At 45.1% G+C, this 13,540-nt stretch carries 11 protein-coding genes; 3 read left to right on the plus strand and 8 right to left on the minus strand.

Going from position 1 to position 13,540, the window contains the following annotated elements; genetic code table 11:
* The first annotated feature begins 44 nt into the window (after positions 1–44).
* From B9J87_RS16955 to B9J87_RS16965, 3 genes are all read left to right on the plus strand, one after another.
* Entirely contained in the window at positions 45–1,664 is a 1,620-nt protein-coding gene (locus B9J87_RS16955) for a methyl-accepting chemotaxis protein (RefSeq protein ID WP_094151861.1), read from the plus strand.
* A gap of 76 nt (positions 1,665–1,740) precedes the next feature.
* Positions 1,741–2,922, plus strand: coding sequence for a porin (locus tag B9J87_RS16960; RefSeq protein WP_094151863.1), 1,182 nt, complete (start codon positions 1,741–1,743; stop codon positions 2,920–2,922).
* Between the two features lie 10 nt (positions 2,923–2,932).
* The gene (locus B9J87_RS16965) at positions 2,933–3,346 is read left to right on the plus strand and encodes a hypothetical protein (protein ID WP_017047285.1); all 414 of its coding nucleotides are present in this window, start codon (positions 2,933–2,935) and stop codon (positions 3,344–3,346) included.
* A 75-nt stretch (positions 3,347–3,421) separates the two neighbouring features.
* On the opposite strand, the gene B9J87_RS16970 is transcribed toward B9J87_RS16965, so the two are convergent.
* The 8 genes from B9J87_RS16970 to B9J87_RS17005 form a co-directional block, all read right to left on the minus strand.
* A complete protein-coding gene (locus tag B9J87_RS16970; RefSeq protein ID WP_094151865.1) occupies positions 3,422–4,213 on the minus strand; it encodes a DUF1338 domain-containing protein in 792 nt (263 codons plus the stop codon).
* A 68-nt stretch (positions 4,214–4,281) separates the two neighbouring features.
* Positions 4,282–5,739, minus strand: coding sequence for a succinylglutamate-semialdehyde dehydrogenase (gene astD / locus B9J87_RS16975; RefSeq protein ID WP_094151867.1), 1,458 nt, complete (start codon positions 5,737–5,739; stop codon positions 4,282–4,284).
* A gap of 31 nt (positions 5,740–5,770) precedes the next feature.
* Positions 5,771–6,790 (minus strand): arginine N-succinyltransferase, encoded by a 1,020-nt coding sequence (astA, locus tag B9J87_RS16980; protein WP_026028416.1) that lies wholly within the window; start codon positions 6,788–6,790, stop codon positions 5,771–5,773.
* A 66-nt stretch (positions 6,791–6,856) separates the two neighbouring features.
* Positions 6,857–8,068 (minus strand): aspartate aminotransferase family protein, encoded by a 1,212-nt coding sequence (locus B9J87_RS16985; protein ID WP_026027324.1) that lies wholly within the window; start codon positions 8,066–8,068, stop codon positions 6,857–6,859.
* 378 nt (positions 8,069–8,446) lie between these two features.
* Positions 8,447–9,025: an aminodeoxychorismate/anthranilate synthase component II gene (locus B9J87_RS16990; protein ID WP_094151869.1), complete on the minus strand. Its 579-nt coding sequence runs from the start codon at positions 9,023–9,025 to the stop codon at positions 8,447–8,449.
* Between the two features lie 310 nt (positions 9,026–9,335).
* The gene (locus tag B9J87_RS16995) at positions 9,336–11,078 is read right to left on the minus strand and encodes an L-tyrosine/L-tryptophan isonitrile synthase family protein (RefSeq protein ID WP_094151871.1); all 1,743 of its coding nucleotides are present in this window, start codon (positions 11,076–11,078) and stop codon (positions 9,336–9,338) included.
* 76 nt (positions 11,079–11,154) lie between these two features.
* Positions 11,155–12,591: an FAD-binding protein gene (locus tag B9J87_RS17000; RefSeq protein WP_094151873.1), complete on the minus strand. Its 1,437-nt coding sequence runs from the start codon at positions 12,589–12,591 to the stop codon at positions 11,155–11,157.
* On the minus strand, positions 12,588–13,424 hold the full coding sequence (locus B9J87_RS17005) for a TauD/TfdA dioxygenase family protein (protein ID WP_088721339.1): 837 nt from the start codon (positions 13,422–13,424) through the stop codon (positions 12,588–12,590). Before B9J87_RS17005 ends, B9J87_RS17000 begins: the two co-directional genes overlap by 4 nt.
* Positions 13,425–13,540: the final 116 nt, after the last annotated feature.

Raw genomic sequence — 13,540 nt, forward strand, 5'->3', positions numbered from 1 at the left:
TATTGACATAGTACATAATAATCTCGATGTGAATGGTGGGAAATATGGATATTGCTCATAAATTAAAGATAAAGCATAAAGTAGGAATTCTATCTATTATTGCCATTGTCGGGTTTGCCGTATTTTTATTTCAACAATACCAAGTTCAAACCCAGACTCAACTCAGTATTGAGCAGATACGCGATGAATATTTCCCCGCATTAAGCTCAGTAACTAATGCTCGCAATACTATAAAAAATCTAGACCAAGCACTGCAAACTGCGGTTAGCACTGGTGATGATGAACTGATGGATAGCGCTAAAAACTACTTAAACTCAATCAATGAGGAGCTCAATAATTTAAAAAGGGTGTCACCTCAACATGCGGCTCTCGTTGAGAACCTAAAGAGATTACTCAATAGCTATCAAGAAATTGCGTTTGATATTGCAGCCTCACTTATTGATGGCAGCACAAATTTTGCGACTTTACCTGCCAGAGCAAAACAGTCGAACGAATTTTTAGAGCAATTAAATAGTGAATTAAAAGCGTTAGTTGAAGCCAGTAATGTCGATTTCAATCAAACCGTAGAGGAGACGATTTCATCGGCTCAACGTTCCATTCACGTCGGCATAGGTTTAGGGGCGGTAACTATTCTCGTCTTAATTATCGTGGCATTGGTCGTAATAAAAAGCGTAGTTAGCTCAATTGAACAAGTCACCGGATCGCTAAGAGAAATAGCCGAAGGGGAAGGTGACCTCACGGTTCGTATTAATTATAATGGCCGTGATGAAGTAGCCGATTTAGTATATTGGTTTAACCAATTCATTTCTAAAATACATAAAAGTTTAAATTCAACTCGTGAAACCATTGCCACTTTAGAAAGTGTTTCATCACGGCTTTCTAGTACCAGTTCCAACACGTCACAACAAGTTCGCTCTCAAGAAAACATCATGCAATCTGTCTCTTCTGCGGTGAACTCTCTTTCCGATAGCGTGACCTCTATTGCTGAAAATGCAGCATTTGCTTCTTCAGAAGCCACTTCAGCAAATGATACGGCGCAAACTGGCAGCGCAGTTGTAGAAAGCACGATTGTCTCGATTGAACACTTAGCCAAAGACGTCAACCAAGCCGCTCAAGTGGTAAATGAGCTCGAATCTTATACCAATAATGCGGGAGTGATCTTAAACACCATCCGCAGCATTGCCGAGCAAACGAATTTACTTGCCTTAAATGCCGCGATAGAAGCTGCTCGAGCTGGTGAACAAGGGCGAGGGTTCGCCGTGGTTGCCGATGAAGTTCGGACTTTAGCCTCTCGCACTCAATCCTCTACTGAAGAAATTCAACAAGTTCTTGAAAAAATACAAAAGGGCTCATCATTAGTTGTGGATGCCATGACCAAAGGGCAACAAAGTGCCTCCAATACAGTATCTGAGTCTGAGCAATCTGGAGTGGCTTTGGTCAATATCACGGAGAAAGTTAAAAGTATTGTTCAGCTCAACCAACAAATTGCCGCCGCGACAGAAGAACAAAACCGCACTTCAAAAATCATTTTCGACAACATACAAGATATGGATGAAATCTCCCGCTCAGTGTCTGACGGCTCTCGAGCACTGGATGGGATCAGTACGGACATCCAAAGCGTCACACAAAACCTCAGCGATGTTATTCGACAATATAAAGTTTAAATTCTCAGTAAAACTCACTCTCTGCAGTATGTGAAAGTGAACGGCATGATGCCATTTTCGATACATAGGAGTAATCATGATAAAAGCAAAATACAGCCTTTACCCTGCCCTAATGCTATTACCCGGGCTTAGTATCGCCGACGAATCGGTTGAAGCACGAGTTTCGCAGCTAGAAAATGAATTGGCGATACTGAAAAGCTCATCCAGCAGTAGCTGGCAAGACAGTATCAAATTCAATGGGTTCTTTAGTGTGGGAGTGACTCGTTCGAGTAACAAGCTAGGCTATGCAAGTTCCAGAGACAGTTATAGCTTTGATGAACTGAGTTTAGTTGGGCTTCAAGCCGAGTTTAGTTTGGCGGATAAAACCAGTTTCGTCACTCAGTTAATCGCACGTGGCAGTGATGACTTCTCACCCGACATAGAATGGGCTTATCTCAAACACACATTTGATAACTACGTTACCGTCAGAGCGGGTAAGTTGCGTGTACCTCTCTATATGTACTCTGATTATATTGATGTAGGCTTTGCCCAGCCCTGGGCTCGCCCGCCCGTTGAAGTTTATGGCAATGTGCCATTCAACTCTTACTTAGGCGGTGATATCGCCTATGACGTGGAAATGGATGAGTCAACCCTCTACTTACAAGCCTTTGCAGGCCAAAGTAAAACGTCTGACAATAATACAGAATACAACTATATGTATGGCGCCAGTCTAGGGTGGAATTACGATTATCTAACCCTGCGAGCCGTCTACGGCACAACAAAAATCACGTCAGGACACAGCGTATTTAAACAAGTTGTCGCTCCAGATACTATCGCTAAATTCTATGGTACAGGCTTAAGCTATGACAATGGCTCACTGCTCTTTGTCACAGAGCTAACTCGTACCGAAGTCGAAGGGCAATATTCAGATGTCGACTCCGCGTATGCAACCTTAGGTTATCGGATTCAGTCTTGGGTGCCTTATGTTAGCGTAGCAACACTCAGAACCAAAGATGACGACGAGCGCATCGGTAAGTTGATCAATACTGGCACAGCCAATATTCCAAGCGCTTGGTTGTTCGATGCAGAGCGTAATGCATACTCCGCTGGTGTCCGTTATGACTTGCTCTCTAACTTATCCATTAAAGCAGATGTCACTATGATCGATAATTTTGGTGATACCTCAGGCCTCATCGGTAGTACTAACTTTGGCAATACAGGCAAAGCCTTAGAAGATGACTCTTTGATTTACTCTATTCGCCTTGATGGCGTTTTTTAAGGAGTGCAGAATGATTAAAACTATCTTAATGCTCTTGAGCTTATCGACCTTGTCATTGTCTGCATTCTCTGCACCTGTTGTGATAAGTAACCTGAGTGGTGTTGACCAACTAAGCGATAGTGATGTGAAAAAGCTATTTTTAGGCAAATTAAAACAGCTCCCGAATGGCACTGAACCGATTGTGATTGAGTACGCCGATGGCACGCCGATACGCATTGAGTTTCATGAAAAGGTCACGAATAAATCAGAGTCTCAGCTACAAGCTTATTGGGCAAAATTGGTTTTTACTGGTAAAGCTAACCCACCTAAAACCGTTGCTTCAAGTGCCGCAGCTATCGCTGAAGTGAGCCAAAATGCAGCAGCAATTGGTTATATCGACTCAAGCGAAGTCACAGACCAAGTCAAAGTGGTTTACACACCTTAAATCTAGGCTACTTTTGTTGTAAAAAAGGCCAGTGGAGGTAATGCCACTGGCCTGTGTCTTTATCAGCCCTTATTGTTAGCTATTTGTGCTTTCAAATATCTTATCTGCAGAGGCCGCCACAAAACCGCTATAGAGTTCACCGTTGGCCATTGGATAGCGTTTGGCAAATTCATAGAATCCACCGGGAATCACCTCCACCCCTTCCGTAAATTGCACCAGTACTTTATCGGCCATGGTCGACGACTGCTCAAGCAGCACATCAGGCGTACCTTTCACTTCTCCACCATTTTCATTGATGGTAAAACCCGCTTGGCGTAAGTGATCATTGACCGCTTTCACTTCATTAAACGCCTGCAGTTGATTAACACTAACAGTGAAATGGTTTGCGCCATAGCCATGCGCCGCCAACCAAGCGGCGTATTCACTTTCGTTGGCAAGCTGCAAATAATCGCTGTAGCTTAGTTGCCACAGGCGACCGCCATATAAAAAGTCACTGCTGTTTAATTTATTGCTATCGACTTGATGTACCAGCTTATCCACAATGGCTTGGAGTGCAGGTGAGCACTCTTCCACTTTCAGCTCGCTTATGAATACTTTAGGCTGAGTCGGATTAGGGTGTTCATAGTGCTTCGCTACCAGCTTCTTACTTTCAAACACATAATCACCACAGGCAACGTAGCCTAAGGCAAGAAAAGGCTTAGCCAGCGTTTCAATACCTAATGGCGCAACATTGAAGGTTCGCAACGCAATATGGTCATTAATCAACGCTTCCTCTTCTTGAAGCAAGTGATGGACTTTGTCGGCAGAAGGGCAAAGGCGCTGAATGTAGTCATTCCATAATGATTGAAATAAAACGTTTGGCGTCATAACGCCTCCTTGTCTGTGCTCGGTTTAAACCATGCTAGTAGGCATGGGGTTTTAGATAAAGTTTACTGCTATAGCTCAACCCCGGGGCTGAGCGTGGCAGGCAGTTCAGTCGAACGACCTTCCATTGATGCCATTGGGTATGCGCAGTAATCAGCCGCGTAATAGGCGCTTGGTCTTAAATTTCCCGACGCTCCCGGCCCACCAAACGGTGCATCACCACTGGCTCCGGTTAATTGTCGATTACGATTTACAATGCCAGCGCGGATATGATCGACAAAGTAATCCCATTCGGCATCATTGGTCGACACTAAGCCTGCCGATAAACCAAAGCGAGTTTCATTAGCCAGTCGTACCGCTTGCTCTAAGCTTTGGTAACGCACGACTTGTAACAATGGTCCGAAATACTCTTCATCAGGCAATTGGCTAACTGCGGTGACATCAATAATGCCCGGAGTGACAAACGCCGCCTGCAAAGGTGTCGCGGCCAGCAAGCTGACGCCACCTAAGGTGCGTAAATTATCCTGAGCAGCAAGAATGAACTGCGCCGCCGCTTGTGATATTTGTGGCCCCATAAAAGGTGCTGGCTCAGCAAAGGGATGATCAATACGCAATTTTTGAGTGGCACTGACCAGTTTTTCAAGCAATCGATCGCCTTCATTTCCCTCTGGAACATAAAGACGCCGCGCACAGGTACACCGCTGGCCTGCACTTAAAAATGCGGATTGAATAATGGTATACACTGCCGCATCAAGCTCGCCATACTGCTTAGAGATAACCATTGGGTTGTTGCCGCCCATTTCTAAAGCCAGCATTTTCCCCGGCTGCCCAGCAAACTGGCGATGGAGTAAATGACCTGTATTGGCGCTGCCAGTAAAAAGAAGGCCATCAATGCCTTTGGCCTGAGCAAGCGCAATACCCGTTTCCTTCGCGCCCTGCACTAGGTTAAGTACACCCGCAGGTAGGCCTGATTCTTGCCACAATTTCATCACAAACTCACCCGTCCACGGAGTCTGCTCTGAAGGTTTAAACACAACCGTATTACCCGCTAAAAGTGCAGGCACAATATGACCATTCGGCAGGTGGGCAGGGAAATTATACGGACCAAAAACCGCAAGAACGCCCAATGGACGATGACGCAATACCAGTTGATTACCCGCCGCTTCGCGTGTGTTTTCACCAGTGCGATCATGATAAGCTCGAATGGATATAGCAATTTTACCCGCCACCGCCGCCGCTTCAGTACGCGTTTCCCAGAGTGGCTTTCCTGTCTCTTTGGCGATGATCTGCGCAAGCTCTTCACTGCGCTGTTTCACTTTTTCAGCGAAGGCTAAGACATATTGCTCACGCTCAACAAAAGGACGTTTTTTCCATTCTATAAATGCGACTCTTGCCGCCGTTACCGCAGCTTCTACTTGCGCGGGTGTGGCGCTATCGCCCTGCCAAATCGTCTCATTGTTATAGGGACTAAGCGAAAGCATTGCCTCGCCTTGTCCAGCTAACCATTCACCTGCAATCCACTGAGTCATCTGTTAATCCTTACCTTCCAATGTACCTATTTTACTGCGCCAAAATTCGAACAAAATCACCACTATCAACCAATAGAGCTTGCGCCACTTTAGGTGAGATGATCACCGTTTCCGTTTCGCGGTTATAAGCACCTTTTGCAGCAGTAGCACGAAAGTTTTCAAACGAGCTATTACAGATAAGATAATCTTGCGAGCTTGAATGCTCGGCTACTTCCACTTTAGCTCGCACCGAGTGACGTACGGATTCGATATTGCGCAAATCGCACTCAACCGTTGGACCTGCATCAAAAATGTCTACATAGTTACGGCAGGTGAATCCTTCGCGCTCGAGTAGCGTTAACGCTGGACGGGTATTGTCATGCACTTGACCAATCACCGCCTGTGCCTCTTTACTCAATAAGTTGACGTAAATCGGCAGTTTGGGCATCAGATCAGCAATAAACCCTTTTTTACCAATGCCGGTTAAATAATCAGCCATAGTGAAATCAATCGAGAAAAAATGCTCTTGCAGCCATTGCCAAAAGGGCGAGTTGCCTTCGGCATCAGACACACCACGCATTTCAGCAAAGATGGTTTTAGAAAAACGATGTGGGTGTTCCGCCATCATCAGAAAACGGCACTTAGACATCAAACGCCCATTCAACCCTTGACGAAAATCTGGGCGTAAAAAAAGCGTACAAATTTCACTGCATCCAGTGTAGTTATTACCAAAAGTAAGCAACTTGACGGTATTGTTAACCTTCAGCTTAGGCGACGAATGCACGATCGTGCTGATGTGATAAGAATAGAACGGCACGTCATGGCCAATCGATGCTTCAACGCCAGTCGTCCCTGCTACCTCACCGGTTTCAGAATCAAAACCGACCATCAGGTAACCTTCATCTCCCGGCTCTGAGACGTCGGGTTTAGCGAAGCTGTATTCAGAATGAGTAATACGGTTGGTTAAGAGTTTTTCATTCACGGGTAGTGATGTAAACCCGTGACCGGATTCAATAGCGCATGTGTGTAGCGCATCGTAGTCCGACATTGCGATAGGGCGAACAACTAGCATCAATACTTCCCTCCAGATGCTTGAAGTGGCCCAAGGCATCCTACCTTGGGCTGCTAGGCTTTTTCACTACATGAGTGATGCAATAGCTTTATCTAATCTTGCTAAGCCTTCTTCTATTTCTTGTTTGGTGATCACTAATGAAGGCGTCATACGAACCACGTTCATACCCGCAACCAACACCAGTAAACCTTGCTTGCCCGCGGCTTGTAGGATATCGCGAGCGCGACCTTGCCACTGCTCATTTAATGCCGCGCCAAGCAGTAGACCTTTACCACGGATTTCACTAAAAATGTGGTACTTCTCATTAATGTTAGCCAATCCTTCACGAAAGAGCGCTTCACGCTCTTTCACGCCAGCCAAGGTTTCTGGCTGGCTAACCACATTAACTACCGCTTCTGCTACCGCGCAAGCCAGTGGGTTGCCACCATAAGTCGAACCGTGAGTGCCCACTTTAAAATGCGCGGCTAATTCGTTTGTGGTGAGCATAGCGCCAATAGGGAAGCCGCCACCGAGTGATTTCGCGGTACTTAAAATATCCGGCGTGACGCCCAATCCTTGATAAGCATAGAACTCACCAGTGCGGCCATTACCGGTTTGCACTTCATCAAAGATCAACAGGGCGTTGTGCTTATTGCACAATTCACGCACGGCTTGGACAAACTCAGCCGAAGGCGACACAATGCCACCCTCGCCTTGCAAGGGTTCCATCATTACCGCACAAGTGCGATCAGAGATGTGTGCTTGCAACGCTTCAATATCGTTATACGGTAGGTGGGTAACATCCGCAGGTTTAGGACCAAATCCATCGGAATAAGTCGCTTGCCCCCCGACCGTCACTGTAAAGAAAGTGCGGCCGTGGAAGCCTTGGTTAAAGGCGATGATTTCTGATTTTTGTTCACCATGGACATCAGCGGCCCAGCGACGCGCCAGTTTGAGCGCCGCTTCATTAGCTTCCGCGCCGGAGTTAGCAAAAAACACCTTTTCAGCAAAACTGACTTGCGTTAATTTTTTCGCCAAGCGCAAAGCAGGCTCATTAGTCATCACGTTACTGAGATGCCACAACTTATTGGCTTGCTTGGTAATCGCATCAACCATCGCCGGATGGCAATGGCCCAAACAACTCACCGCAATACCGCCAGCAAAGTCGATGTATTCATGACCTTGTTGATCCCACACTCGAGAGCCCTGCCCTTTAACTGGAATCATTTCCATCGGGTTATAACAAGGGACCATCACCTCATCAAACAGACTGCGATCTACACTATTTTCCACTGTCATTACACATTCCCTCTTGATACCGCATGCCAAGCAGATTGCGATCTTCCTATTAAACGCTTGAGTGGAAGATATTGTTTTGCTTTTTAGCTAATGCAGCATTGTATTTACAAATTATTAACCATTTCAATAGTGATTTATTCTTTTAGATCAGCAGAACTACCGACAATCGTCACTACTTATGATTATTTATGCATTAAGTCACCTCTTTTATGAAGCACTTTTTTATAAATAATATGAATAAGCACAACAAGGCCTTGAGGCGACAAGCCATCCCTCATTCCAACAGGATGTATGGTGCATAATATTGCAAAGATAAAAAACAGCAGAAATGATGAAGAAAATGTTAAGAAAGGTGATCGCAGTCCGGTTGAGAATGGTTCAACGGCGCAAAAAATTTGCGAGCAGCTGATGGCCCTGTTCTGTTTTAATTGATTCAGGATGAAACTGCACGGCATCAATTGGCAGTGTTTTATGTTGGTAACCCATGATTTCGTCCATCGAACCATCGGCTAGTTGCGTCCAAGCGGTGAGCTCAAAACAGTCCGCAAGAGAATCGGCTTTGACCACCAACGAATGGTAGCGAGTAACGGTTAACGGGTTATTGAGCCCTAGAAAGAGGCCACGGTTGGTGTGTTGGATCGGTGAGGTTTTACCATGCATCACCTTTTTGGCTCGCACCACTTGCCCGCCAAACACTTGCGCAATGGCTTGATGCCCAAGGCAGACTCCTAAGATAGGTAGTTTACCCACAAAATGTTCAATCGCGGCCAGTGAAATTCCCGCCTCATTCGGCGTGCAAGGCCCAGGGGAAATCACCAGATGCGTTGGACTGAGCGCTTCAATGCCAGCGATATCGATTTCATCATTACGCACCACCGTCACTTGAACTCCCAGCTCACAGAAGTATTGGTACAAGTTGTAGGTAAAGGAATCGTAGTTATCGATGATAAGTAGCATGTGAATTAAAACGCTCTGGGTAAAAGTCAGCGAGAGGCGCTATTGTGCAATACTGGTTTGGAAAGGCAAGAAGTTATCGATTCTGTACTAAATACACTATTTGCACATTCGTTCATTATGTAACCAGTTCGGTTGTGATCATTATTTTACTTGCTCTCATTTGAAAGTAACACTTCTCATCGTATGGTCGAATAAGAGAATGGAAACAACGATAAAATAAATCTATCCCATAGTTAATGATCCATAAAAATAAAGCCAAGTAATCCGCTTACTTGGCTCTTCATGCTTATTTCCTAAAAATGTCGTTTATTTAAGCAGGGCTTTCTTGTAAATGCTCACTACTTGGTTGTTTGTTATGAGGCTGCCAAGGGGAATTTACCGAATAAGGCTGACGCACCGCTAATTCTGTTTCGGATAACACGCCATAACGAAGTACGGTGTGGTTATTCACCAGTAATATATCGCCAAGTTGTAAATCAAAAACATGCTGTACTTGTGAACGTTCAAGAATAGGAGTTAAAACATTGGCTACTTGATTGATATTGTCAATTTCAGTCAACGACGATATATGCTTCGCCAATGATGGGCTCCAGCGTAAATTCATTTCCCAATCCCCCGACATAATCACAGGATAAGTAGCCGTATCATCGTACTGCACAATGGTATTTTTCAGCCAACCACTTGCTTGACCATTAAGACACAACGCAGCCAGTGAGGCATCGAGTAAGTTAACCTTCAGCGGAGAAGATGAACAGTAAATCGCCCATTCATCAGGAGTCATGTCAGTATAAGAATAGCGACGCGCTATGCTCGTTGACGGTGTTTTGAGCCCGTACCAACTGAGCTCTGCTAATGTACTACTCCGAACATATTCTTCTGGAAGCAGAGCATGATTTCCGGCAAACCACGAAGACCACAATGAAGCTTGAGGCAACGGGCCAAAGCCTTTTAAACAGACAGCAGAGAACGCCTTCACTAATTGGCTCACTTGAGCCTGCGGTAGCGCGGTCAGTGAGCATCCATGGTGTGACTCTAACGTCAGGCCAAACTGCTCTGTTTGTAGAGTGGCTTTCACCTCACGCATCAACTGTGCCTCGTTAGCGTCTTCGATATTGAAACGCAGTAAACACCACAGCGTTCCTTGATGCATTACGGGAATAATCACGCCTTCACGTTGTTTGTGATTGGCCTGCGTATCAATAATAAATTCTCCGTGGCAAGCATCAAATAAGACACAAGTATGCCAAGGTGTCTTAAACGATCGCTCATCAAAAAGAAACAGCGAATATTTTTTGCCTTGCATTGGGTGTTCATGAATGCTGAGACGGATAGCGTGGCTCAAATGAGTATTGAGGAAATTATCGAGTGCACGTCCTTGCACCATCATTCCCTTAGCCATAAGGGCTAGGCGCTCACGTCGCTTCTTATAACTCAGCGGAGCAAGCGCATATTTCTGATCCTGATGCATGAATTTTTTCAAGCCCAGATAGGTATGGTGCATTGCATTATCATGCTGTTTAAGACGTGCAAAATCACGCTCATATTCCGCATCACCAAAGCGCTGCTTTAATCCATTGAAATATTGATATTCATTTAAGTCATCAAACGCAGAGAAGTGCTCAAAGTTTATAATTTTGAGACAATCACTGGCGTTCATATTTTCCACCATATCCCGTAATTCATCAGAATAAGTGTAATGATGTTCTAAATCGACATTAATATAATCAGAAAATGTATGATAATCAGAAAAAATGTAAAACATCACTCCTGGAGAATAGACAGATTGAATATCACGAATGGCATTAACAAATTTTTGTAAAACTCGATATTCACCCAAGTCAGGCTTATAACCTAATACCTTATCTAGGTTATTCGTTTTACATGGAAAGGCGGGTAGTAATAATGTAATAACTTTGTTTTCAATGACACACTGAGCTATCTGCGTTTTTAACTTCTGATACCCAGTAAAAGTGGCGTCTGTTTGTGCTAATAATTGGTCTAATAAAATAAAAGCAATATTATCCACACATTGCTGCTGTTGATGATCAAGCATAGTGTTTCCTTATTAAAAGCGAAGACCATTGACGGAATGATGCAGAACCCTCGGCCTTCACTCTCGGTTAAAAAGTTTATAGGCCAGCTAACAGTTCAGCCGCGTGCGCAAGCGACGCGAAAGCCGCAATATAACCATCAGGGCGGATCAGTAAAGCCTGCCCCTGGTAGAATGAAGTCTCACTCCAATACTGCCCAGGCTTCGCTTGATCGTACAGATGAAGGCAACGCACAAACGGAGGAATTTCTGGTGGTAACTCCGCATCGCCAGTCAACAGAAGCGTAAAGGAGCGGTAATCTAGCCATTGGTAAAAGCGGCAACTCTGCTGATCACGATGCATCTCAAAGTCATACACTCGAGAACCGTTTAAGCCACCATTGCCATACCCAATGCCCATACCTGTGATGTTACCAGCTCGCTGTTCAACGATTTGTACATAGTCCTCCGCATGGGTTCCTCGTTCTGAGTATTTAGTCGCACGCACCAATGCACCAGAGCTTTCAATAACGCTGCGAGCCACTGGTTGGCGCTCAGCCTGATAACTGTCCAGCAGCGTAGTTGATGCCTGACCACGCAACACCATATTGAGCTTCCAGATCAAATTGAACGCGTCAGCAACTCCGGTATTGAGCCCTTGCCCGCCATTGACCGAATGTATATGGCAGGCATCTCCTGCTAGAAAGACCCGTTGCTGGTGGTCATACCGTTCTGCAACAGACTCCTTAACCGAGAAATAAGAAAACCACTCAACCTGCTTAAACGTCAGTGAATGCGGCGACATTGCTCGGTTAATGCGCGCAATAACCTCTTGCTGAGTAAACTCTTCGGTGTCCATACGGATATAAAAACGATCCAAATCACCTTCACGTGGAATCCAGGCAACATCTGACGTCTCAGCCTGAAATACAATGATTTCTGGCACTTTCGGAAAATCTGACTCAATAACACCATCAATCACCGCCCAGATAATTTCTGGTCTCTCGATTTCAAATGGAATCGAAAAATGCTGACGTACAAAAGAGCGCCCACCGTCTGCACCAATCACGTAACGTGAACGAACTCGCTCGCCACTGCTCAATTCCGTCACGCAGCCTTGCTCATCAACAGTGATATCGACCACAGATAAACCACGGCGCACGGCCGCGTTCTGCGCTTTGACTGCACTATCTAGCGCTTTTTCAATATGTGCTTGCCCCAACATCAAAAAGTGAGGATAGAAGCAGCCTTGCAGCGCTGTCCACCAATGAGACTGGCGTGACAAAAATTGACCATCAGCCCATACCGAACTGGTATTACAGGGTTTGCCTTGCACGTAAAGTGGCTCAAATAAGTCAACTATATCAAGTAACTGCAGAGTTCTAGCATTAAGCGCATCGGCCCGTCCGACCACCAGTGGCCCATTAGATTTATCAATAACTTGTGAGTTCAGACCGCAGCGCTGCGCTAAATAGTGGCACATAAGCCCGACAGGGCCTGCCCCAACGATCATAATATCAGTATGGTAATCACTCATCGGTAAGACTCCAAACTTGGGTTATCAAACGGTGGATCGCTTAGCACCTGAACTCGACGGATATGACGTGGGGTATGCGATAAAAAGCTTTCTCGACCATGCAGTAAGTTAAAGTTATCCGTAATGACCACATCATCATTTTGCCACTCGTGAGCATAAAAATGACGAGGGTCATACAGTGCGTCACGTAAGCTACGGTGGAACTCAGCTATTTGCTCACTATCAATGCCACTAAAGGTCACATTTGGTGGGTTTAGCAGATCGCCACGTTCAGCGAAATGCGGTTCGGCGTAACGAATGACCTCGTGTGAGTGATAGGGGTGTTGAGCAATAATCGGGGAAATGGTGTGACTGCAATAGAACTCCATCTCTCGCTGGTAATGCCCCGTGACTTTTCGCCATAATGAGCGCTGCTGTTCGGTTGCGTTCTGTAGCACCTTAGTAGTATGAGTGAAGGTCGTCCGGCCGCCTTGTGCTGGCAATGGCGCCTGAACACATTGAAATATCTGATATTCAGGCACTTGAGGGCGGAACATGCCATCCCAATGCAGCGGCATATAGCTACTATCAAAAATATGGTCCTTTGGCTGATCTTTTTGAATTAGATCTAACACTTTGCCAAATGGCCAAATACTGATCTCTCCCCATTGCTCGCAATATTCCGCAAATTGCTCGGCCTGTTCAAAGGCTTTAAATCCACGTATCAATACCAACTGATGCTCAATAAATAGTTTACGCAGTAGTGCTATTGGTACTTCGCTAATGGGAATTTTTAATCCATTTGCTTCTATTTTTACTCCAAAAGGATGGAGCTTCGTGACCTGATAATTCATCACCCGTTCCTTTAAATTAATTTTTAATAAAACGTTAGAAATAAAACAACATTGCATCCATCATTTTCGAAAATTCGGTTGGATAATATTAAAAATATTTACACAATATTGATATT

It is taken from the genome of Vibrio sp. V19_P1S1T109 (genome assembly GCF_002241375.1).
GTDB classification, from domain to species: domain Bacteria; phylum Pseudomonadota; class Gammaproteobacteria; order Enterobacterales; family Vibrionaceae; genus Vibrio; species Vibrio anguillarum.